The 22,632-nt window shown below is 62.1% G+C and carries 22 protein-coding genes and 1 pseudogene; 13 read left to right on the top strand and 10 right to left on the bottom strand.

Annotation, left to right across the window (positions count from 1 at the left end):
- Nucleotides 1-88 precede the first annotated feature (88 nt).
- Nucleotides 89-1,549: an aldehyde dehydrogenase family protein gene (locus CGA22_RS15770; RefSeq protein WP_041020275.1), complete on the top strand. Its 1,461-nt coding sequence runs from the start codon at nucleotides 89-91 to the stop codon at nucleotides 1,547-1,549.
- Between the two features lie 4 nt (nucleotides 1,550-1,553).
- Here the strand turns inward: CGA22_RS15770 and CGA22_RS15775 are convergent, their stop codons facing one another.
- On the bottom strand, nucleotides 1,554-1,943 hold the full coding sequence (locus CGA22_RS15775; protein ID WP_041020276.1) for a GFA family protein: 390 nt from the start codon (nucleotides 1,941-1,943) through the stop codon (nucleotides 1,554-1,556).
- Between the two features lie 94 nt (nucleotides 1,944-2,037).
- Nucleotides 2,038-2,964, bottom strand: coding sequence for a LysR family transcriptional regulator (locus CGA22_RS15780; RefSeq protein WP_041020277.1), 927 nt, complete (start codon nucleotides 2,962-2,964; stop codon nucleotides 2,038-2,040).
- 136 nt (nucleotides 2,965-3,100) lie between these two features.
- Between CGA22_RS15780 and CGA22_RS15785 the strand changes: the two genes are divergently transcribed.
- Nucleotides 3,101-3,502: a RidA family protein gene (locus tag CGA22_RS15785; protein ID WP_041020278.1), complete on the top strand. Its 402-nt coding sequence runs from the start codon at nucleotides 3,101-3,103 to the stop codon at nucleotides 3,500-3,502.
- 116 nt (nucleotides 3,503-3,618) lie between these two features.
- On the opposite strand, the gene CGA22_RS15790 is transcribed toward CGA22_RS15785, so the two are convergent.
- The 4 genes from CGA22_RS15790 to CGA22_RS15805 all read right to left on the bottom strand — a co-directional run bounded on the left by CGA22_RS15790 (nucleotide 3,619) and on the right by CGA22_RS15805 (nucleotide 6,703).
- Nucleotides 3,619-4,098, bottom strand: coding sequence for a VOC family protein (locus tag CGA22_RS15790; RefSeq protein WP_041020279.1), 480 nt, complete (start codon nucleotides 4,096-4,098; stop codon nucleotides 3,619-3,621).
- A 140-nt stretch (nucleotides 4,099-4,238) separates the two neighbouring features.
- On the bottom strand, nucleotides 4,239-5,540 hold the full coding sequence (locus CGA22_RS15795; RefSeq protein ID WP_041020280.1) for an Nramp family divalent metal transporter: 1,302 nt from the start codon (nucleotides 5,538-5,540) through the stop codon (nucleotides 4,239-4,241).
- A gap of 157 nt (nucleotides 5,541-5,697) precedes the next feature.
- Nucleotides 5,698-5,934, bottom strand: a complete 237-nt coding sequence (locus CGA22_RS15800; protein ID WP_041020281.1) for a hypothetical protein — start codon at nucleotides 5,932-5,934, stop codon at nucleotides 5,698-5,700.
- A complete protein-coding gene (locus CGA22_RS15805; protein WP_041020282.1) occupies nucleotides 5,927-6,703 on the bottom strand; it encodes a VacJ family lipoprotein in 777 nt (258 codons plus the stop codon). Before CGA22_RS15805 ends, CGA22_RS15800 begins: the two co-directional genes overlap by 8 nt.
- Nucleotides 6,704-7,032: 329 nt before the next feature.
- On the opposite strand from CGA22_RS15805, the gene CGA22_RS15810 reads away from it, so the two are divergent.
- The 4 genes from CGA22_RS15810 to kefC all read left to right on the top strand — a co-directional run bounded on the left by CGA22_RS15810 (nucleotide 7,033) and on the right by kefC (nucleotide 11,537).
- Complete coding sequence (locus CGA22_RS15810; protein WP_041020283.1) at nucleotides 7,033-7,743, top strand: response regulator; 711 nt, start codon at nucleotides 7,033-7,035, stop codon at nucleotides 7,741-7,743.
- The gene (locus CGA22_RS15815; protein WP_041020284.1) at nucleotides 7,740-9,089 is read left to right on the top strand and encodes an ATP-binding protein; all 1,350 of its coding nucleotides are present in this window, start codon (nucleotides 7,740-7,742) and stop codon (nucleotides 9,087-9,089) included. The genes CGA22_RS15810 and CGA22_RS15815 overlap by 4 nt, the downstream gene beginning before the upstream one ends.
- A gap of 98 nt (nucleotides 9,090-9,187) precedes the next feature.
- Nucleotides 9,188-9,709, top strand: a complete 522-nt coding sequence (kefF, locus tag CGA22_RS15820; protein ID WP_041020285.1) for a glutathione-regulated potassium-efflux system oxidoreductase KefF — start codon at nucleotides 9,188-9,190, stop codon at nucleotides 9,707-9,709.
- Nucleotide 9,710: 1 nt separating this feature from the next.
- Nucleotides 9,711-11,537 (top strand): glutathione-regulated potassium-efflux system protein KefC, encoded by a 1,827-nt coding sequence (gene kefC / locus CGA22_RS15825; protein WP_041020286.1) that lies wholly within the window; start codon nucleotides 9,711-9,713, stop codon nucleotides 11,535-11,537.
- Between the two features lie 65 nt (nucleotides 11,538-11,602).
- Here the strand turns inward: kefC and CGA22_RS15830 are convergent, their stop codons facing one another.
- Nucleotides 11,603-12,466, bottom strand: coding sequence for an aldo/keto reductase family oxidoreductase (locus CGA22_RS15830; protein ID WP_041020287.1), 864 nt, complete (start codon nucleotides 12,464-12,466; stop codon nucleotides 11,603-11,605).
- Nucleotides 12,467-12,567: 101 nt separating this feature from the next.
- Between CGA22_RS15830 and CGA22_RS15835 the strand changes: the two are divergent.
- From CGA22_RS15835 to CGA22_RS15850, 4 genes and pseudogenes are all read left to right on the top strand, one after another.
- A pseudogene (locus CGA22_RS15835) lies at nucleotides 12,568-13,469 on the top strand (LysR family transcriptional regulator).
- A 198-nt stretch (nucleotides 13,470-13,667) separates the two neighbouring features.
- Nucleotides 13,668-14,345 (top strand): SOS response-associated peptidase family protein, encoded by a 678-nt coding sequence (locus tag CGA22_RS15840; RefSeq protein ID WP_041020288.1) that lies wholly within the window; start codon nucleotides 13,668-13,670, stop codon nucleotides 14,343-14,345.
- A 20-nt stretch (nucleotides 14,346-14,365) separates the two neighbouring features.
- On the top strand, nucleotides 14,366-15,232 hold the full coding sequence (locus tag CGA22_RS15845; RefSeq protein ID WP_041020289.1) for an NmrA family NAD(P)-binding protein: 867 nt from the start codon (nucleotides 14,366-14,368) through the stop codon (nucleotides 15,230-15,232).
- 72 nt (nucleotides 15,233-15,304) lie between these two features.
- Nucleotides 15,305-15,685: a RidA family protein gene (locus tag CGA22_RS15850; protein WP_041020290.1), complete on the top strand. Its 381-nt coding sequence runs from the start codon at nucleotides 15,305-15,307 to the stop codon at nucleotides 15,683-15,685.
- 179 nt (nucleotides 15,686-15,864) lie between these two features.
- Here CGA22_RS15850 and CGA22_RS15855 read toward each other — a convergent pair whose 3' ends face one another.
- Nucleotides 15,865-17,295, bottom strand: coding sequence for a mechanosensitive ion channel family protein (locus CGA22_RS15855; protein WP_041020291.1), 1,431 nt, complete (start codon nucleotides 17,293-17,295; stop codon nucleotides 15,865-15,867).
- Between the two features lie 260 nt (nucleotides 17,296-17,555).
- Here CGA22_RS15855 and CGA22_RS15860 point away from each other — a divergent pair, with 260 nt between their 5' ends.
- Complete coding sequence (locus CGA22_RS15860) at nucleotides 17,556-18,113, top strand: thioesterase family protein (protein ID WP_041020292.1); 558 nt, start codon at nucleotides 17,556-17,558, stop codon at nucleotides 18,111-18,113.
- A 137-nt stretch (nucleotides 18,114-18,250) separates the two neighbouring features.
- Nucleotides 18,251-20,014: an L-lactate permease gene (locus CGA22_RS15865; RefSeq protein WP_041020293.1), complete on the top strand. Its 1,764-nt coding sequence runs from the start codon at nucleotides 18,251-18,253 to the stop codon at nucleotides 20,012-20,014.
- A gap of 58 nt (nucleotides 20,015-20,072) precedes the next feature.
- On the opposite strand, the gene CGA22_RS15870 is transcribed toward CGA22_RS15865, so the two are convergent.
- A complete protein-coding gene (locus CGA22_RS15870) occupies nucleotides 20,073-20,408 on the bottom strand; it encodes a lipoprotein (protein ID WP_041020294.1) in 336 nt (111 codons plus the stop codon).
- A gap of 262 nt (nucleotides 20,409-20,670) precedes the next feature.
- On the opposite strand from CGA22_RS15870, the gene CGA22_RS15875 reads away from it, so the two are divergent.
- A complete protein-coding gene (locus tag CGA22_RS15875; protein WP_041020295.1) occupies nucleotides 20,671-21,327 on the top strand; it encodes a polysaccharide lyase family 7 protein in 657 nt (218 codons plus the stop codon).
- A 26-nt stretch (nucleotides 21,328-21,353) separates the two neighbouring features.
- Here CGA22_RS15875 and CGA22_RS15880 read toward each other — a convergent pair whose 3' ends face one another.
- On the bottom strand, nucleotides 21,354-22,583 hold the full coding sequence (locus tag CGA22_RS15880) for a nucleoside permease (RefSeq protein ID WP_041020296.1): 1,230 nt from the start codon (nucleotides 22,581-22,583) through the stop codon (nucleotides 21,354-21,356).
- Nucleotides 22,584-22,632: the final 49 nt, after the last annotated feature.

The raw sequence follows: 22,632 nt of genomic DNA on the forward strand, positions 1-22,632 counted from the left end.
TCAGGACCGCTTTGTTAGCTTATTGAGCAGACACAGCATCACGATCTGCTGCTGGCAATGCCCTCACCGCTCTATGGGAGCCCGTTGCATGACAACCTTATCCTCTAATAGCTACCACACCGACCCACAGACCTTGCGGCAGCTTTATATCAATGGCGCCTGGTCGTTTCCGGAGCATCCGACCACCCTGCCGGTGATCAACCCGGCCACCGAGGAGATAGTCGCCGAGGTCGCCCAGGGCTCCTCTGCGGACGTCGACCGGGCGGTGGCGGCGGCACGGGCGGCGTTTCCCGGCTGGTCCGCGACCCCGGTCGCATCCCGTGCGCAGATGCTGGACAAGATCCACGAACTGATTCTCGAACGAAAAGAACAACTGGCCCAGGTGCTCTCCTTGGAAATGGGCGCGGCCATCGGTTTCGCGCGGGCCATGCAGATCCCTCTGGCGGCCGAGCACGTTCGGGTCGCCCGTGACCTGCTGTCCACCTACAGTTTCCGCAGAATCGAAAACGGTACGGCTATCGAGCGCGAACCCATCGGCGTCTGCGGGCTCATCACGCCGTGGAACTGGCCGCTCTACCAGATCACCGCCAAAGTCGCACCGGCGATTGCCGCCGGCTGCACCGTGGTGCTCAAGCCCAGCGAACTCTCGCCCCTGAGCGCCCTGCTGTTCGCCCAACTGCTGCATGACGCCGGCCTTCCACCAGGCGTGTTCAATCTGGTGAACGGCAGTGGTGCCGACGTCGGCGCAGCCATGGCAGCACACCCCGATATCGACATGATCTCCATCACCGGCTCCAACCGTGCGGGTGCCCTGGTGGCCCAGGCTGCCGCCCCGACGGTCAAGCGCGTCACCCAGGAACTGGGCGGCAAGTCGCCCAACGTATTCTTGCCGGACGCCGACTTCGCCAAGGCCGTGCCGCCCGGCGTGATGTCTGCATTCCGTAACGTCGGCCAGTCATGCAGCGCGCCGACCCGGATGATCGTGCCGCGCAAACGGCTGGCGGAAGTCGAAGCGCTGGTCATCGCCACAGTCAGCGCGATCATCGTCGGCGATCCCCGGTCGGAAGAAACGCAACTCGGCCCCATCGCCAACGAAGCCCAGTTCAATCGCGTGCAGGCGATGATCGAGGCGGGCTTGAATGACGGTGCCAAACTCCTGTGCGGAGGCCCGGGACGGGTGCAGGGTTTTGCAAAAGGCTTCTACGCCCGGCCAACGGTCTTCTCCGAGGTGGATAACGCCATGCGCATCGCCCAGGAAGAAATCTTTGGCCCAGTGCTGTGCCTCATCCCCTATGACACGGTGGAAGAAGCCATCACCCTGGCGAACGATACCGTCTACGGCCTCAGTGCCCATGTGCAAGGCCAGGACCTTGAAGCCGTACGCGCCGCGGCCTCGCGCATCCGCGCCGGGCAGGTACTCTTGAACTACCCGGCGTGGAACCCGTTGGCGCCGTTCGGCGGTTACAAGCGCTCGGGCAATGGCCGGGAGTACGGGGTTCATGGGTTCGAGGAGTACACGGAGATCAAGGCGATTGTCGGGTTTGCTTGATCGCCTACTCCTCGGACCGACCTTTCCCGGCACGATCATGCTCGTACCGTGTCAACGGAAACGCCGGCAGCCACGCCTCGCGACGCACGGTCCAGCATTCGTAGCTAGGCATCAGCTGGTCAGGGGCATCCAGGCTTCCCAGGTTCACTTCAATCTCGTCACCGCTGCGGACAAAGACCGACGAGCCGCAGCGAGGACAGAAGAAGCGACCGGCGTAGTCACCGGTTTCACCTTCGATCTTCACTGCTTCCCGGGGGAACATGGCCGCTGCGTAAAACAGCGCGCCATGGTGCTTGCGACAGTCGAGACAGTGGCAGAGGCCGACCCGATAAGGGCGGCCCGAAGCTTCGAAACGAACGTTGCCGCACAGGCAACCACCGGTGAATCGGTCCATGGTGCGTCTCCTCTGCAATCGAGCGGTGTAAACCTTCGACCGTCCTCGTTTCTACGGGTTTAATCCGTTGGTGCCCGGCAAGTCAGGCGCCTGTCTACATACCCCTTCGATCAGCAACCGGCGCATGCCCCGCCATCAGTTCCACCATCCATTCGATGAACACCCTCAACCTGGCGCTGATATGCCGGTTCGGCGGATAAGCCAGGTAGAGCGGCATCGGATCGATGCGCCACGTTTCGAAAAGCGGCACCAGCTCGCCGTTCGCTTCGTGGGGCCTGGACATGTATCTGGGTAGCCACAGCACCCCCAGCCCCGCCAGGCCGGCCGCGAGGTAGGCGTTGCCGTCGTCGACCGCCAGGGCGTAGCGCCCGTTGATGTGCAGGTGCTCATTAGCGTTGTGCATGGCATAGGGCACGGCTTTGCCGGTGCGGGCCCAGAGGAAGCCGACGATACGATGCAGGGAGTCTTCGAGGTCTCGTGGATGCGCGGGAGTGCCGACGCGTGCCAGGTAGCTCGGCGCCGCGAAGACGCCCAGCTCAAGATCACCGATGCGCCGGGCGATCAGCGACTGGTCCGTCAATTCGCCGCCGCGCACCACGCAATCGACGTTCTCATCGATGATGTCCACGATGCGATCGCTGACGCCCATGTCGATCTGGATGTCCGGGTATCGCTCATGGAATGCCGGTAGCGCCGGCATCAGGATCAGTGCGGCCAGCGGGCTCGGGACGTCTACCCGCAAGCGGCCCCTGGGCAAGGCCTGGGCATCGGACAGGCTGGTTTCGGCATCGTCCATGTCGGCGAGCAAGCGCAACACCCGTTGGTAATAGACAGCGCCCTGGGCGGTGACATTGACCTTGCGTGTCGTGCGGTTGAGCAGCTTGACCCGCAGGCGCGCCTCCAATTGCTGCACCAACTGGGTCACGGTGGTCTTGCTCATGTGCAGGGTCTCGGCGGCCTTGGTGAAGCTGCCCGCCTCCACCACTCGGACGAATGCCTGCATGGCGTCAAAACGATCCATTGCTGCTCCGCGTGTCGATGATTGTTTGGATTTTACAAACAGTGATCGCCAAGGTTGCGCGTTTATCGCCCGGGCACAAGCCCCTAGAGTGACTTCATCGTTGATTTCCCTACCCTGATTCCGATGGAGGTTCCCCATGACATCGCGTGATGTAGTTTTCCCACCTGGACGCCAAGCACTTTACGAGCGTAATCGTTATTCGCCGGCGATCCGGTCCAATGGTTTTCTCTTCGTATCGGGACAAGTCGGCAGCACCGACGACGGTTCGCCGGAAGCCGATCTGGAGGTTCAGGTCCGGCGTGCGTTCACGAACCTGGAGGCGATTCTCGCCGCTGCCGATTGCACCTTTGACGATGTGGTGGACGTCACCGTTTTCATCGTCGACCCCGAATCGAAGTTCGAGACGATCTGGAAAGTGGTGCCTGAATTCTGGGGCAACGCACCGCACCCGACACTGACGGCGGTCGGCGTGACGTGGCTGTATGGGTTTCAGTTCGAAATCAAGGTGATTGCCAGGTTGCCTGACGCTGGGCGGTGAGTCAGTGATGATGCCATCGCGAGCAGGCTCGCTCCCACAGGGTTTTGAGGGTGCTGCGGGTACCGAGCCCACTGAAGATCCACTGTGGGAGCGAGCCTGCTCGCGATAGCGGTCGGCTAGCCTTTCAGCGCCGCTTCAATCGCTGCGACGTCGATCTTGGTCATTTGCATCATGGCCTCGAACGCGCGCTTGGCGGCTGCCTTGTCGGGGCCGGCGACGGCGTCGGTCAGGACGCGCGGGCTGATCTGCCATGACAGGCCCCACTTGTCCTTGCACCAGCCGCAGACACTTTCCTCGCCGCCGTTCCCGACAATCGCGTTCCAGAAACGGTCGGTTTCGGCCTGGTCATCGGTGGACACCTGGAACGAGAAGGACTCGTTGTGCTTGAACACCGGGCCGCCGTTCAGCCCGATGCAGGGAATGCCCATCACGGTGAACTCCACCGTCAACACATCGCCTTCCTTGCCCGATGGATAATCGCCAGGCGCGTGATGGACCGCGTGTACCGCGCTGTCTGGAAACGTCGCGGCATAGAACTGCGCCGCTCCCAGGGCATCGCCTTCGTACCAGAGACAGATCCTGTTCTTGTTGTTCATCCGGCTTCTCCGAGAGGGATTGGTCGGTGCAGTCTAGCAGCGCACTTTTTCCGGCATCGATCAGGTGATGGACGGTTTTTACCTCGGACGCCGCTTGCTGAAAACCGCGGTGACGGATCACCACGGCTCTCTCAGGTCGATCAGGTAAACAGCTCCACCCCCAACTGGAACGCCACCCACAGTGCCAGGCCCGTGGCAAAGGCCAGCGCAATGTTCTCGAACAGGTTGTTGCGGTATTCCTTGCCCAATAACGACTTCTGGTTGGACATGATCAGCAGGCCCAGGGAAATGACCGGCAAGCCGACGATATTCAAGGCATTGACGCCGATGGTCAGCGTGACGAAGTCCGGCATGCCGGGCAGTGACCAGACCAGCGGGGTCACGAGGATGAACAACATGAACCATTTGTGCGCCGGGTCACGGTGGAACTCTTTGCCATAGCGTTCCCGACGTTCGGGCCGCACGTGCTGGAAGGCGTCGGTGATGAGCATCGGGAATGCCGTGGTCTTGCCCGAAATGCTGGCGAACAACGTGGCGAACACCCCGACGAAAAAGACGTACCAACCGATCGGGCCGAAGAACATCTCCAGCGCCTTGCCCAGATCCCCCAGGGTGTTGACCTCGATGCCATTGGGTCGCAGGATTTCCGCACCGACGATCCAGATCGCCAGATTGATGACGATCCCGACGAACACCGCGAACAGCAGGTCGTTGCGCTGGACGCGCTTGTGCTCCGGGCCAGTCCAGCCCTTCTGGCGCATGACATACGGGTGCACGAAGTTGGCGATGGAGCCCGCGACCGCACCGATCACCGAAACAGCCACCAGCAGCGCACCGTGCACGCCTTCGTCGGGAGGAATACTGAAGCCGATGGTGCCTTTGACGATGCCGGCGACATCCGGGCCGGACATGACGGCCAGGGCCAGGAACGCCAACGTCATGATCGCCAACAGCGCTTTCATCACCCCTTCGATCATCGAGTAGATATTGCGCCCAACCAGCAGCCACACCGCCAGCACCACCGCCACCGAACAGAGCAACGGGCGGTCGATCTTCAACAACATGGCCAACGCCTCTCCGGCGCCCTTGATCATGTAGGCATTCATCAAATGCCCCATCAGCAGCGCGTAAACCAACAGGAACCAGGCGAAAAACGGATTGAGTTGGGCGTAGCCCTGCAGGATGGTCATGCCCTGGTTATTGCAGAGCTGGAAGCGCGCGATGATGTTGACGATCAGGAATCGCAACAGCAAGGACACCGCCAGCACCCACATCATGGCGTAGCCATAGTTCGCACCGGCCACGGAAGAGGTGATGAGGTCGCCTGCGCCCAGCCACGCCAATACCGCGATGATGCCGGGGCCAAGCAGCTTCAATAGGCGCATGAAACGGCTTTGCGTGGACGTGGCGGCCTGATCCTTGACGGAAGGGATGCTCGTCATGATGGAGTCTCCGTTTATTTTTTTTGTAAGAAACGGAGACAGTCGAACACACTACATATGACATCGTACAACATCGAACTGTGTAAAAATGTTTCTTGTTGCACGTCGCCAGATGCGTGGGCGGAGCGAGACGTTTCCCCACTGCCAGCGCCCCCGGCTATGCCGTCACCCGCTCCCCCTGCGCCATCATCCAGCGAATCAGGTGCGTCATCGACACCTGGTGATGCTGGATGACGCACTCACCGTTTTGCTCATGGCGATAGCGTTCGATGTAACGGCTGAGCACCACATGACGGCCATCCTCCGCCAGCCGCAGTTCAACCTCGCGGCACTGTAGGCCCCCCTGGCTGAGCGCCTTCATGCTTCGCCGCAGGATCAAGGCATCGTTAGTCATCGCCCTGCCCTCCCTGGCATTGAGGGGTCACCGCCCCTAGCTTGCCCTGCGCGACAAAATCGGCGCGTTGCTGTGCCACCGCATCACGCAAGGCCACGTAGTAATCCGGCTGGGTCCGCAGTTGGTCCGTCAGTGGCAGTGCCTGGGCGCGGCCATCGACGATGCCGCCTGCGGTATTGATCGTGCCCAGGGTGTCGACGGTGCTGCTGTTGTCGCCAAACGGGTCGACCGCGAAACTGATCACCTTGCCGGTGGCGTCTCTCAGGTTGGCCGTCCCCAGCAGCGGCAATTCCACCGTCGGCCCCGGGGAGAGGTTCCAGACGCCGAAGGTCTGGCCGAAATCGGCCTTGTGGCGCTCGATGCCGAGTTTGCCCGACACGTCGATCAGGCCGACGATGCCGGCCGTGGTGTTGATGACAAACCGCCCCAAGGTATTGACCGAACGCTGTGCATTGCCTTGCAGCAGGTCGTTGATGAACACCTTGGGCTCTCCGAAGTTCGCCACGAAGTTGTGCATGCCGGTCTGCATGGCATCCGGAAGATGGCGATAACCACGAGCGATGGGGGCCAGTGCGTAGTCGTCTACGGTGCGGTTGAAGGCGAAGATGCCGCGGTTGACGGGTTGTCCGGGATCGTAAACGGTGTACGGAACACTCTCGCAACTGCCAGGCTTTGCAGCGGGTGTGCTGGTGCAGCCGCTGGCGAGTGCGGCGAGCATGATGACCACGGAGTAACGGACGCGGAGCGAGGCGGGATCGGTGAGCGGCATACAGGGCTGTCTCGGCAAGGAATGGGCGATGCCGGTCAGTCGAGGAGTGATGCCATTCACAGTTCCCGTGGGAGCCAAGCTTGCTCGCGATAGCGGTGGTTCAGCCAACATCTTTATCAACTGACCAGCCACTATCGCGAGCAAGCTCGACTCCCACAGGTTCTGCGCTCAACGGGACGGGCATTGGGCAATCCTGCCGCTGTTTTCTTGCCTGGAGATTTCCGGAATATTGCCCGCCGGCAACTTCATTGCAGGATTGAAATATATGACGCAGGGCCCGGATTGACCCTAGTATCGCTCCCTGTATCCATGACCCTGACGTACCCACCGTGAGCCATTTACTACTGGTGGACGATGACCTCGAAGTCCTCGCCCTCTTACGCAAATTCCTCGAACAACATGGCTACAGCGTCGATGTGGCCGCCGACGGTGCAGCCCTGTGGCAGGCGGTCGAGCGTCAATTGCCGGACCTGATCATCCTCGACGTCATGTTGCCAGGAGACAACGGCCTGGTGCTCTGCCAGCGACTGCGGTCCGAGCACAGGGTCGGCATCATCATGCTTACCGCCATGGGCGAGTTGAGCGACCGGGTCGTTGGCCTGGAGATGGGCGCTGACGATTACCTGACCAAACCTTTCGACGCCCGGGAACTGCTGGCCCGGGTGCGGGCCGTGCTCAGGCGTACCGGCGAAGCCAGGGGCACGCCGAACGACGCCTCGCGACCGGTCCTGGAGTTCGAAAAGTGGCAGCTGGACGTCACCCGGCGTGAATTGCGCTCCCCGGACAAGGTCATGATTCCGCTGTCCGCGGGTGAGTTCGAACTGTTGCTGGTATTCGCCGAGCACCCGCGCCGGGTGCTGAGCCGCCAACAATTGCTGGATCTGGCGCGGGGCGAAACCTTCGATGCGTTTGACCGGAGCATCGACGTCCAGGTCAGCCGCTTGCGTCGCAAACTGGAGACCGATATCAGCGGCGCGTCGATGATCCGCACCGTGCGCAACAGCGGCTACTACTTCAGCCCCCAGGTGGTGAAACGATGAAACCGCCGAGCCCCGGCACCCGCCGCCCGCGCGATACCCTGGCGCGCTGGATCGCCCTGACCACCCTGGTTGCCATGCTGACGCTGCTGGCCCTGAACGCGTTGTTCAGCCAACTGGCCGGAGCCTGGGCACGCCCGCCCCTGATGGAAACCGGCCTGTTTGAAAAGATCTCCGCCATCGCGCGCATCATCGACTCGGCAGCGCTTGAACAGCGGCCCGCCATTGCCAAGGCCGCCAGCGACCGGGAATTCACCACCCAATGGCTGCAAGACCATGACGAGGCGCGAGTGCCGGTGGTCGACGACGACCCGGAATACAGCGACGGCGCGGCACGGCTGCGCCAGCAACTGGGCAGGCCCGATGCACGGATAGAAGGCTACGAGCCGAGCGACTGGCCCGCCGGCCAGCCCGGCGGGCGCTACGCCGCGCTGATCGAGCTGAGCGACCATTCATGGGTGATGTTTTCCATGCCCGCGCGCAACTGGGGGCTGGAGGAGTGGGAGCGCAATCTGATCATCATCGCGCTGATCCTGCTGTCGGCATTCATCGTCGCGCTGGTTGCCACCCGGCACCTGGCCGCGCCACTGGAGCGTTTCGCCGAAGGCGCCAGGCGTTTCGGCGTGGACCACAAGGCACCGCCCATTCCGGTCATCGGCCCCTACGAAATCCGCCAGGCCATTCTCGCCTTCAACGCCATGCAGGCCCAGCTCAAGCACTTCATCGAAGACCGCACGCAAATGCTCGCCGCCATCTCCCATGACCTGCGCGCGCCGTTGACCCGCATGCGCCTGCGCGGGGAATTCATCGAGGACACCGAGCAGCAATCCCGGTTGTTCAGGGACGTGGACGAGATGCAGGCGATGGTCAATTCGGCCCTGGAGTTTTTCCGCGACGATGCACGGCTCGAACATGCCACCGCCTTCGATCTGGCTGAGCTGCTGCACACCGTCGTCGACGATTTCAAGGACGCCGGCAGCGAGGTTGCCTTCGAGGGCGCACCCCGCTTCGTTTACGTAGGCAGGCCTATCGGGCTCAAGCGAGCGTTGGTGAACCTGATCGACAACGCGATCAAATATGGCGCAGAGCCCAGTGTCCAGCTCAAGGCCTGGAGCGACCACGTTGAAATCCGCATTCTGGATCGGGGTCCGGGCATCGAGGCCAAGTACCACGAGCAGGTCTTCACCCCGTTCTTTCGTCTCGAAGGCTCGCGCAACAAGAACACCGGAGGCGTCGGGCTCGGCCTCTCGGCGGCGCGGGCGACCGTGCTCGAACACGGTGGAACGTTGACCCTCGGTAATCGGCGCGATGGCGGGCTGGAAGTGACGATTTCGCTGCCATTGAGCTGACCACTGCGGACCCGTTGGCAAACAAAGCCTAAACAACCGGGGCCATCCTCGGTAGGATGGCCGGCCTTTCCGCCTGGACCCGCCCTGGAATCGCCCCGATGATCCTGATTGTCTACGCCCACCCCTACCCCGACCAGTCGCGGGTCAACCAGCAGATGCTCGAACGAGCCTCCAGTCTTCCGGACGTGGTCGTACGGTCCCTCTACGATCTCTACCCGGATTTCGACATCGACGTCGACGCCGAACAGCGCGTCGTCGAGCAGGCGGACCTGATCGTCCTCCAGCACCCGATGTACTGGTACAGCATGCCGCCCCTGCTGAAATTGTGGATCGACAAGGTGTTCACCCATGGTTGGGCATACGGCAAAGGCTCCACGGCATTGAAGGACAAGAGCCTGCTGTGGGCCGTCACCACGGGTGGCGAGCCCGACCATTTCGAGATCGGTGCCCATCCGGGCTTCTCCGTGTTGGCCCAGCCCCTCCATGCAACGGCTGTCTATTGCCGCATGCGCTGGCTGGATCCGGTCGTCGTCCATGGCGCCTATGCCGCCGAAACGCAAGCCCAACACGTACAAATCGAACACTACCGCGCCCGCCTAGCCTCCTGGAAGGAAGATTGAAATGGAGACTCACAGCCTGATCGAGATGCTCATCTACCTGGCCTCGGCCACCTTGATCGTACCGATTGCCGTCAGGTTGGGCCTGGGCCCGGTGCTGGGCTACTTGCTGGCCGGGTGCGTCATCGGCCCGTGGGGACTGAAGCTCATTACCGACGTCAAGGCCATTCTGGAATTCGCCGAAATCGGCGTCGTGCTGATGCTGTTCATCATCGGTCTTGAGCTCGACCCCAAACGGCTGTGGGCGCTGCGGCGGATGGTGTTCGGTGGCGGGGCCTTGCAGATGCTGGCCTGTGGCGCCGCTATCGCAGTGTTCTGCGCAGCCCTGGGCCTGAACTGGACGGCCGCGTTGCTGGTCGGCCTGACCCTGAGTCTTTCCTCCACGGCCATTGCCATGCAGGCGATGAATGAACGCAACCTGACGGCAACCGCCGTCGGCCGCAGCAGCTTTGCCGTGTTGTTGTTCCAGGACATCGCGGCCATTCCCCTGGTCGCCATGATCCCTCTGCTGTCGGCCCACGGTGAAACACCGTCAGGTACTGCCCTGGCGCTGTCGATCGTCAAGATCGTCGCGGCCATCAGCGTCGTCGTGCTACTGGGACGCTATGTGACACGGCCATTGCTGCGCTTCGCCGCCCGCTCGGGCCTGCGGGAGATCTTCAGCGCCGTGGCACTGTTCCTGGTGTTCGGCTTCGGTTTTCTCCTGGAAGAAGCCGGCCTGTCGATGGCCATGGGCGCCTTCCTCGCCGGGGTGCTATTGGCCAGTTCCGAATACCGGCATGCCCTGGAAAGCGACATCGAGCCGTTCAAAGGCTTGCTGCTGGGGCTGTTCTTCATCGGCGTGGGCATGTCGATCGACTTCGGCACCCTGATCAACGCACCGTTGAAAGTCGCCACCCTGACCCTGGGCTTCATCCTGATCAAGCTGCTGGTGATCAAGACGGTGAGCCGATTCCTCAACGTCCCCGCGGGCCAACGCTCTTGGCAGGCGGTGTTGCTGGGCCAGGGCAGCGAATTCGCCTTCGTGGTGTTCGGTGCCGCGACCCTGGCGGGCATCCTGACCGATCAGTGGGGCAAGAGCCTGACGCTGGCGGTGGCGCTGTCCATGTGCCTGACACCTCTACTGATCCTGCTGCTGGGGCGGCTGGAATCCGTCACCAAGAAAAACCGCGAGGAATCCGACCTCGTCGATCAGCAGAACCCGCGCATCATCATTGCCGGGTTCGGCCGTTTCGGGCAGATCGCCGGTCGTCTGCTGATGTCCTGCGGTGTCGAAGTGGTGGTTCTGGATCACGACCCCGACAACATCGAGACGCTGCGCAAATTCGGTGTGAAAGTGTTCTACGGCGACGCCACGCGCCTCGACCTGCTGCACGCGGCCGGCGCGGCCCAGGCCGTCGTGCTGATCAATGCCATTGACGATCAAGAGGACAACCTGGCACTGACCCGCCTGGTCCAGGAGCATTTCCCTACGTTGAAGCTGATCGTGCGGGCGCGGGACATGGGGCACCTGATCACCCTGCGGCAGATGGGGGTCGAGGCGGCCGAACGGGAAACCTTCGAGAGTGCGCTGTCCTTGGGTCGACGCGCGCTGATGCAAATGGGCGTCGGGCCTTACGAAGCCCGCGAACGGGCGGATCAATTCCGCCGCCTGAACCTGCAAATGCTGGAAGAAATCGTTGCCCAGCCGGAAGACGACCTGAAGTTCCGGCACGACGCCTACCGCCGCGCCAATGCGCTGCTCACGGACATGTTCAACGAAGACCGCGCACGTCCCGTCGACCGCTGGCCTGAACACCATCGCAACGAGACGGATGAGGCCCGTAGCTGAGGTCGCTGCAATGGTCGACGGGCTCGGAAACCGGAAGACGGCGAGACGCCGGGGTTCCAGGCGGCTTAGGCCAACGCGTCCAACTCGGCCAGCATCGGCGCCGGAATCCGCAGCTCGCTGGCCGTGAGGTTTTCCCGCAGGTGCGCCACGGATGACGTACCGGGAATCAGCAGCAGATTCGGCGCACGTTGCAGCAACCACGCCAGCGCAACGCACAGCGGTGACGCCTCCAGGCGCGCCGCGACGCTGGAGAGGGTCTGAGATTGCAGCGGCGTGAAGCCCCCCAGGGGAAAGAACGGCACGTAGGCGATGCCCTGCCGACCGAGATCGGCGATGAGTGACTCGTCACCTCGATGGGTCAGGTTGTAGTGGTTCTGCACACACACCACGTTGGCGATGTCCTGGGCTTGCTTGACCTGCGCAGCCGTGACGTTGCTCAGCCCCAGGTGGCGGATGAGGCCTTGGCGCTGCAAGTCCGCCAATGCGGAAAACGCCTCCTCGATGGAGCCCTCCATGGGCGCTTGCATGTTGCCCCAGGCCCGCAGGTTGACCACATCCAACACGTCCACGCCCAGGTTGCGCAAGTTGTCGTGGACGGCCTGGATCAACTCGGCGGGACTCAAGGCGGGATTCCACGAGGCATCGGCGCCACGGACGGCACCCACCTTGGTGACGATCACCAGATCGCTGGCATACGGGTGCAGCGCTTCGCGAATCAAGCGATTGGTGACATGGGGCCCGTAGAAGTCAGCGGTGTCGATATGGTTGACCCCAGCCGCCAAGGCTTCACGCAGCACGGCGATGGCCGCTGCCGGGGCTTTCGGTGGCCCGAACACGTGAGGCCCCGCCAGTTGCATCGCGCCATAGCCCATGCGATTGACCTTGCGGTCGCCCAGTAAAAAACTGCCTGCCTTGTCTACTCTGCTCATCGTGAATACCTCGGATTAAATGCGTGAGCCGACTATAGGCGTTGACCACTCCACTGATAATCAGGTGCAATCCGCACAGGTTGTACGGCACAGAGAACACTATGACGGATATCCAAGACCTGCTGTCCTTCGTGGCCGTGGTCAATGCAAAAGGGTTTCGGGAAGGCGCTCGGCTGAGCGGCAAGTCCGCCTCCAGCCTCAGCGATGCCGTACGACGGATGGAAACCCGGCTGGGTGTGCGCCTGCTCAACCGCACCACCCGCAGCGTGGTGCCAACCGAGGCCGGGCCCGGTTGATGGAGCGCATCGTGCCGGCCCTGGGTGAAGTCGAGTCTGCGCTGGACGTGGTCAACGAGTTCCGTGATCGTCCTTCGGGCACCCTCAGGCTGAATGTGCCGGTCAGCGCAGCGACGCTGGTATTGCCCTCGATCATCACCCCGTTTCTGAAAAGTTACCCCGATATTCGCCTGGAGATCGTCACCGAAGAGAGTTTCGTCGACATGCTGGCAGCCGGGTGTGATGCCGGTATCCGCTACGACGATCGCCTCGAACAGGACATGATCGCCATTCCCATCGGTCCACGCGTGCAGCGCTTCGCAACGGCCGCTTCACCGGCCTACCTCGAAACCAGGGGATGCCCCGGACACCCTCGGGACCTGCTCCAGCATGCCTGCCTGCGGGGCAAGTTTCCCAGTGGGGCCATGCCGCTCTGGGACTACGAACGTGACGGCGAAACCATCAGCGTGAACCCGGGCGGCCCCTTGGTTTTCCGCGTGGCAGGCGCGGTGGACCTGGCCATCAAAGCCGCCCTGGATGGCTTGGGGGTGATCTATCTGTTCGAGGATTGGCTCAAGCCCTATCTGGACAGTGGTGCGCTGGTGCCGGTGCTGGAGCCCTGGTGGCAGGGTTTCAGCGGGCCGTACCTCTACTACCCCGGCCGCCGCTACCTGCCCTCACCGTTGCGGGCTTTCGTGGATTTCATCAATGAGAACCGGCTCAACTGACACCCCCTCTGCATGACTCATCCTGCCTCATGAGGGCAGTTACAGCCGCTCGTCTCCCCACCCCGAATTTTTTCGAACCAAGCCCCTGCACACGGCTCGGACCTAGATGACACCGCTGAAATCAGTGATGACGCGCTTGAGCAGTCGAGACGCGAGCGGCTAGCGGTCGGTTGCGTTTCGATTCCGGGAGTTTTCGCCATGTGTGAGGGTTTTGTTCAGCACGTTTCGTCAAAAGACGCCCTGGCGTATTTCGCCCAGCGAGACACCCCGGGCGGACGTTTCGATACGGGCGTGACGCACCTGGACTTGTACAGGACGGTCCCCGCCAGGCCACAGGAGCGGCACAACCTGATCAAGCCGAACATGCAAGTCAGCGCCATTCGCCGCCGTGGCGGGCACCTGGAATCCATCAAGGTTCGTTGGGGCTGGTCACCCATCTGGTCGGTGGGAACGATGCCTCCGCTGACGCATCTGCCGCTGCATCTGGTGATGCGCTCCAAGGTCTTTGATCCCATCAAGCGCGAAGGTCGGGTACTGGTGGCCGTGGAAGGCTGGTACGAATCGCTAACGCCCTCTGACTCGTCCCAACTTCAACATTCCAGCTACACGACGTCCCGGCAATCGGCCCCGATTTTCCTGGCAGCCCTGGCCCAGGCCAGCGAAACCGCCTTGGGCTGCGACGGCCTGGCCCTGGTGACCTATGGCGATCTTGCCAGCCAACAGCAGCGTGTCCTGGCCTTGAGCGCAGACGAGGCACTCGATTGGTTGGAACCCGACTTCGGATGGGAGCAGGCACAACAATTGGCAGAGTGCCTGAACAGCGCGGAACCACACCTTGAACCGGCGATGACGGCCCAGGTCCCGGTCAACCTTTGACCCTGGGCGGGAGGTGAATCATGTATGTGATCATGGGGGGGACGGGACATGTAGGTTCAGCCACCGTCGAGGCGCTGCTGGCCCAGGCAGCGCCGGTGATTGTCCTGACCCGCAATGCCACCCATGGGGAGCAATGGCGCGCCAAAGGCGCTCGGATCGTCGAGGCGGATGCGCAGGATGTCGAATCGCTGCGGGCCGCCTTCCGACTCGGGCGCCGGGCTTTAATCCTCAACCCGCCAGCCCCTCCGAGTACCGATACCGATGCGGTGGAACGGCACACTGTGGCCAACATTCTCGCCGCTCTGGACGGCTCGGGCCTGGAGAAGATCGTCGCCCAGTCCACCGCCGGTGCCCAACCCGGCGAGCGTCTCGGCGACCTCAGTGTCTTGTGGGAGCTGGAAGAAGGCTTGCGCAATCAATCGATCCCGGCGGCGATCAATCGCGCCGTTTACTACATGAGCAACTGGGACGGCCTGCTCGACACCGTTCGCACCACAGGCAAGCTGCCCACCCTGCTTCCCGCCGACCTGGCCCTGCCCATGGTTGCCCCCCAGGACATGGGCGAAATAGCAGCGGCGAGGCTGTTGTCACCGGTGACCGATGTTGGCGTTCGTTATGTGCAAGGGCCTCGCCTATATTCGCCCAACGATGTTGCGCAGGCTTTTTCCCAGGCGCTCGGTCGGCCGGTCGAGGTGCAGGTGATACCGAGGGATCGTTGGGAACAGGCCTTCCTGGACCTCGGCTTCAGCCCCGCCGCCGCGCAATCCTACACGCGGATGACCGAGGTCAGCGTCGACAGCGGCTTCGAGATTGTCGAGGATGGGCTGCGCGGCACCACCGCGATTGATGCCTATATCCAGGCGCTGGTGCGAAGCGAGGATGGATAAAGGAAACCGGGAACAGCGCATCAATGGACGGTAGACTGCGGCGTCTTTTTCCTTTCCTGCATGAGGCACCGCATGGCTAACCCAGACATCACGTTCACTCCCGACCCGGATGCGGACTCCATCTCCTCCGACGTCGCCGGCTTCGGCGGCCTGCTGGTCACCACCCAGATCCCGACCCGCGCCGACGGCAGTTTGGAGCTGGGCGACATCACCCTGCAGAGCGAGTGCACGTTACAAGCGCTCAAGACAGCGTTGGAGCGTGCCGGCAGCTCCATGGACCGGGTCCTGCACTTGACCATCTACCTCACCGACATGACCGAACGCGCAGCCTTCAACGAAGTGTACAAACGCTTCTTCGCCAAACCCTGGCCGGTCCGGGCCGCGATCGGCGTGGCGGCGCTGGGGGTCGAGGGCATGCGAGTGGAAGTCACGGCGATGGCGGCCAAGGGCTGAAGGGCTCGCAGCACGCTTGCTTGCAGTGGCGTTGGCTGGACCGACGCCATCGCGAGCAGGCTCGCTCCCACCGTTTATCCCCGGGCGCTCACAGATCCAACGTACATCTCTGATCCCTGTGGGAGCGGGCTTGCTCGCGATAGCGGTGGGTCTGCTTGCAGTGATGCTGGGTGCTGCGCTCACCTGTGCCTCAACCAGTGTAAAAAGCGGTTTCTCTTGGGCTCCACGGTTTTCTGCATGACTACGGTCTCGCGGATTTCCTCGCGCTGGCCTTGCAGATTGCTCAAGGCTGCTTTCAATTCGCCGAGGTGTACCAGCTCCCGACACAGGGCGGCTTTTTCTATGCGGAACAGCCGTCCGCTGGTGATGCTGCGGAATTCGCCTCGCGACGGGTTGGCGGCCAGGATTCCCTCCTCACCGAGGATTTCCCCGGGTCCCATGCGCCCGGCCTCGACCATTTTCTCGCCGTCATGGATCGAGACGGAAACCACGCCGCTACTGATGACCATCAGGCAATCGGCAACCTCGCCAAACGCCAGGATCACCTCATCGGCCTGGTAGTCCACCGGAGTCATGTCATCGGCGAGACGTTCGCGCTCGTCGTTATCCAGCGAACGGAAGATACGCACGTCCTCCAGCAACTGGCGCTGACGGCTCCATGGCTCAGCGGCCGGGCCACTGCCCCAGATGACGCCGGAGGCTTCAAGGTGACGATGGGCGAGGTCGAACATCAGGTTGCAGACTTCGGTCTTGTGCCTGGCCGACGCAATGAAACCCTTGAGCTCATATTCGGTGTATTCCAGATGAGCAGCCTTGACCGAGGCTTTGGTGGAGAACGCCGGCAGTAGCGCCCGGGTGCCATGCAAGGCTTTTTCCAGGGCATCGATAACGCGACGCGGGCGCACGTGGCTGGGCACTGCGATACAGACGCTGACGCCGTGGGCGTCTCCCGGCCGACTGAAATTGAGCAGGCGCGCCTTGGCCGCCAGCGAGTTGGGCACCACCGCCATGCCACCCATATCGGTCATCAGGTGAGTGGAGCGCCAATCGATCTCCACAACCCGGCCCTTGATGCCATCGATGGAGATCCAGTCGTCGATCTGATAAGGCTTGGTGGTGTTGAGTACGATGCCGGAAAACATATCACTGAGAGTGCTCTGCAACGCCAGGCCCACGATGATCGCCATTGCTCCAGAGGTCGCCAGCAACCCTTTGACCGGCAACTGCAAGACATACGCCGCGGCGCCGATGATACCGATCAGGAAAATGACCGCTCCCATCAGGTCCTGGAATAAACGCGCGCTGTGACCGACCCGGGACAACAGGCCATTACCCAGCACCACTGTCAGCGTCCTGGCCGCGAACAGCCACCAGCCGATGCCCAGCACGGTGCCCATCAGGTTCAGGATCGCGTCGTCGGGCCATAGCGGCGGTTGCAGCGGGCTGATGCCGGCAGCGGTCATGACCCAGCAGAACATCACGAAGACGCCGACACGTGTGCACATCCGCAGATGACGTCGCGAAGCGCCGATGAGCTGCCACAGCGCCAGGTCGATCAGGATCAGAATGACGCCACAGACCAGCGGATGATGTTGCACTAACGTGATCATGACGGACCTCCCCGGCGCGTGACCGGACGCACTGGCCATGCACTGTAAAGGACAGCCCCACGGCGGGCATTTCTACATCGGTGCTAGCGGCTCATACCTGGGTATGAGCGATCCAGTGGCCTGTACGTTAATTTGAGCCGCACAGGCCACTTACAGACATGTCCCAAATGCACGTTTTCCGGGCAAACAGTCATTTTCGCACCTGGCCCAGGCCACTCCACCTATCTAAAGTGAGCGTTTTTCCCCCTTGCGGTATTTCCATGAATCTCTGGTTCCGACTGTTGCTGATGCTGTTTCGTCGTCCCTGGCGCAAGCCGACGGCCCCCCTGGACATAACCGTGGTGCGCATGCGTGTATGGCCGCTGGACCTGGACTTCAACCGCCATGTCACCAATGGCCGCTATTTCACTCTGGCGGATGTTGGACGCATGGATTACGTGCTGCGCAGCGGCGCCTACAAAGTGGCCCTGCGCAACCGAGCGGTGCCCATCGTGGGAGATGTCTGGGGCAAGTTCCGACGGGAATTGAAACTGTTCGAAGCGTTTGAGGTGCATACCCGGCTACTGGGCTGGGATGACAAATGGACCTTCATGGAGCACCGTTTCATGAGCCGCGGGCGTGTGGTCGGGGTGGTGATCATGCGTGGCCTGTTCCGCTCTGCCAAAGGCACGGTGGCACCGGATGAATTCGTCCGCGAACTGGGGCTGGCCGAACAGTCGTCGGCCATGCCGCAATGGCTGACGGCCTGGTCGCAGAGCTGCGATGACTTGAGCCTCGAGCTTCGACTGGAAGAAGGTGGCCGCACCGACGCACGTTAGCCAGCCCCCCTCGCCACAGGTGTCCAGCCTGCTCCTCGGCCAGGGCATGCCCCATGCCCCCGCCGATCCCCGCCTATACTCTTCTGCCAATCCCCCCTGGGGCCTGCACTTCCAACAATAAAAAGCAGAGGTGGAACATGGTCTGGCAACAAGTCTACGATCCCTTCGGTAATGCGGTGCTGTCGACGTTCCTGGCGGCGGTCCCGGTGGTGGTGATGCTGGCGTCCCTGGCGTTTTTTCATATCAAGGCCCACCTGGCGGCGTTGCTGGCCCTGGCGTCGGCCCTGCTGATCGCGATTTTCGCCTTCGGCATGCCGGCCGGCATGGCCGGCTCGGCGGCACTCTATGGCGCGGCCAATGGGCTACTGCCCATCGGCTGGATTGTGCTCAACATTATCTTCCTGCATCGGCTGACCACCGAAAACGGTTCGTTCAAGGTCCTGCAGGATTCCCTGGCACGCATCACCGACGACCGGCGCCTGCAATTGCTGTTGATCGCCTTCTGCTTCGGCGCGTTTTTCGAAGGAGCGGCAGGCTTCGGCACGCCGGTGGCGGTGACTGGAGCGATCCTGATCGGCCTGGGCTTTTCGCCGCTGGCCGCCTCGGGTTTGGCGCTGATCGCCAACACCGCGCCGGTGGCGTTCGGCGCCTTGGGCACCCCTGTCATCACCCTGGCCAAGGTCACCGGGCTGGATGAAATGGAGCTGTCGATGATGGTGGGCCGGCAGCTGCCGTTCTTTTCGGTGATCGTGCCGTTCTGGCTGATCTGGGCCTTTGCCGGATGGCGCAAGATGTTGGAGGTCTGGCCGGCGATCCTGGTGGCCGGCGTCAGCTTCGCCATCCCGCAGTTCGTGGTCTCCAACTACCACGGGCCGATGCTGGTGGATGTGATTGCCGCGCTGATTTCCATGGCCTGCCTTACCGGATTTCTCAAAGTCTGGAAGCCAGCGACGGTGCATACCTCAGCAGCGTTGTCGGGACGCCACGACGATTCGAAGATCGACGCCAGCGAAGAACAGCAGCCGGTGACCTGCGCGGCGTTCTCCAGTGACACCCGGCCGGCGGTGCTGCGGGCCTGGATGCCGTGGATCATCCTCACGGTATTCGTGTTCGCCTGGGGTACCCAGGGCTTCAAGAACCTGTTCGATACCCGCCCGGCGATCGACCCGCAGACCCAGTCGGCCAGACTCGATCCTCAAGGCAAGCCGATGCGCGAGGCAAATCCGCTGTTCTCGCCCATGGTGACTTTCAGCACCCTGCACCAGCAGATCGAAAAAGTCCCGCCCGTGGTACCGCAACCTAAAACCGAGGAAGCGATCTACAAGTTCAACTGGTTCACGGCCACCGGCAGCGGCATCTTCCTGGCGGCGATTCTCGGTGGGTTGTTGATGGGCTATTCGATTCCACAATTGGTGCGTCAGTACCTGCGTACGTTGTGGGTGGTGCGTTACTCACTGATCACCATCGTCGCGATGCTCGCGCTGGGGTTCCTGACGCGTTATTCGGGCCTGGACGCCACCATGGGCCTGGCCTTCGCCGCAACAGGCATTTTCTACCCCATGTTCGGCACCCTGCTGGGCTGGCTCGGCGTGGCATTGACCGGTTCGGACACCGCGTCCAACGTGCTGTTCGGCGGCTTGCAACGGGTAACGTCAGAGCAGTTGGGCCTGAGCCCGGTGTTGATGGCCGCCGCCAACAGTTCCGGCGGGGTGATGGGCAAGATGGTCGATGCCCAGTCGATCGTGGTCGCCTCCACCGCCACCCGTTGGTATGGCCATGAAGGGGAAATTCTGCGCTACGTGTTTTTCCACTCGGTGGTACTGGCGATTCTGGTAGGCGGGCTGGTGACGTTGCAGGCGTATGTCGAGCCGTTCAGTCGCATGGTGGTTGGCGGACATTGACCGGCACGTCTGCCGGGCGACGTACCCACGCAGAGCGTGGATACGATCGAGCTGACCTTTACTGAACGTTCTTCAGCTTGACCACGTCCCCGGACACCGAGGTGGTGTAACCGGTCAGGACCCAGGCCCAGAACCAGTTTTCCTGCACCTGGGTGTTGATCATGGCATCGCCGCCCTTGGCCAGGATCGCGGCGTTCTGGGCACGCACGAAGCGGTTGTTCTGGCGGATCGGGATCACCCCGAACAGCAGCAGGCCGGTGGCCTTCGCTTCACTGTGGCCGACAACGGTGTACTGGCTGCTGTCGTACTGCTGGGTCTTCATCGGGGTGCCGGTGCAACCCGCCAGAACCAGGCCGAACAGTGCGGTGGCGACAACTTTGCTGAAACTTTTCATTGACTACTCCATGGGGAAACGCCCGGGATCCATCTCTCGGGCGGCGCGTACTCTACCCGATCAACATCAGATTGACATCATCTACGCACAACTCCGACAACCCCACTGGACGCCCCAGTTAGAGCCATTCGTCAGTTGCTCCTCCCGTCCCCTCCAGCGAATCAGCGGCACGTCGATAACCAAATGATCGCGCCACGGAAGGCAGTCCTGCCTTTGCCGGCTGACACGAACTGCACCGGCTACACCGTTGGAGCGCTTGACCATGATTGACCTGACTGTCTGGAACCTCACCCTTCCGATACAAACCCCGGCCCTGACCATTGCGACCAAAGCGGTTCCGACCCTGCGCAATCAGTACTTCACCAACAGCGGTGACAAGATCGTGTTCTGGGCTCCGGTGACCGGCTCCCACACGGGCCAAAGCGAGTTCCCGCGCTCCGAGCTGCGGGAAACCTCGAGAGACGGCAAGCTGCGCAACTGGCGATATAACAGCGGGGTCAATACCCTCAAAGGCACCCTGGCCGTGAATCAGGTGCCCTCGGCCGGTCGCGTGGTCGTCGCGCAGATCCACGCCAAGGATGCGCCCGCCCCCCTGCTCAAGCTCGTCTATCGATTCACCAAGGGCGTCGGCAACCTGGATGTCGAATACCGGGTCAAGCCCAAGGATGAAAAAAGCCCGGTGATGTTCACTGTGCCGAACGTTGCCTTGAACAAAGTCTTCACCTACTCCCTGCAGATGGACAACCAAGGCAAGGTCACCGTGCTGATCAACAACCTCGGCAAACAGGTGAAGCTGGACCCGTCCTGGTACGGCTACGACTTCTATTTCAAGGCCGGCGTCTACACCCTCGACAACGTCGGCTATGCCAGCGAAGGCGGAAAAGTCACCTACACCAAACTGGACGTCAGTCATCTATGACCGCCGTCCAGCCCGATGCTTGCGCTTCAGGCCTTTGAAGGGACGGCGACCACTTCTCGGCCACGGAAGGCAACCAGGAAACAGACGAACACCAGCAACGCGAACCCGGCCGGGAACAGCCAGATGCTGGTCCAGTCATGACCACCCGCCTCGGCAAAATGATCAGTGACCTGCCCCGCCACCCGGAAGCCGATCAACATGCCCAGGCCATAGGTCGCCAGGGTGATCAACCCTTGGGCTGAACTGCGCAGATGGTCCGGCGCCTTGGTGTCGGTGTAGATCTGCCCCGAGACAAAAAAGAAGTCATAGCAGATGCCATGCAGGGCAATGCCGGTGAACAGCATGAACGCCAGGTCACCGTTGTTGCCATAGGCGAACAGCAGGTAGCGCAACGCCCACGCCAGCATCCCCACCAACAGCGCCAGCTTGATCCCGAAGCGCTGGATGAACAGCGGCAACAGCAGCATGAACAGCACCTCGGACACCTGCCCGATGGCCATCTTCGCCGTGGGGTTGGTCATACCGGTTTCGGCCAGGAACGGGTTGGCGTTCTGATAATAGAACGCCAACGGGATGCAGATCAGGATCGAGGCAATGAAGAACACCAGGTAACTGCGGTCCTTCAGCAGCCCCAGGGCATCCAGGCCCAGCAGCTGCTTGATGCCGCCACCGGCTTGCGCCTTGAGCGGAGCCGTGGTCGGCAGCGTGAGGCTGTAGATGCCCAAGGCCAGCGAGGCGATCGCCGCCATCAGGAAGGTATTGCGCAAGCCGCCTGCCGTAATGGCTTCCCGTGAATCCCAGGCGAACACGAAACTGATGACCACGCCAGCGACGATCCAGCCGATGGTGCCCCACACCCGCACGCGGGAGAACTCCAGCGCCGGATCGCGCATCTGGCGAAACGCCACGGAATTGACCAGGGCCAGCGTCGGCATGTAGACCACCATGTACGCCAGCACGAACGGATAAAAGCCACTGAAGTCCTGCGCCGAATACAGCTGATACAGCAGCACCGCGCCCAGCAGGTGCAGCACCGCCAGGATACGTTCGGCATTGAAGTAGCGGTCGGCGATCAGGCCGATCACGAATGGCGCAATGATCGCGCCCCAGGACTGGGTGGAAAACGCCATGCCGATCTGCCCACCGCTGGCGCCCAGGGTGCTGGAAAGAAAGGTCCCGAGGGTGACGAACCAGCCGCCCCAGATAAAGAACTGCAGGAACATCATCACGCTCAAGCGTGCGTTCATTGTGGTCATGACAGTCACCGTCTATTTGTTGTTCTTGTAAGCCAGCCAGTTGGGAAAA

The sequence above is a fragment of the Pseudomonas sp. PSB18 genome (assembly GCF_014596565.1).
Classification (GTDB): domain Bacteria; phylum Pseudomonadota; class Gammaproteobacteria; order Pseudomonadales; family Pseudomonadaceae; genus Aquipseudomonas.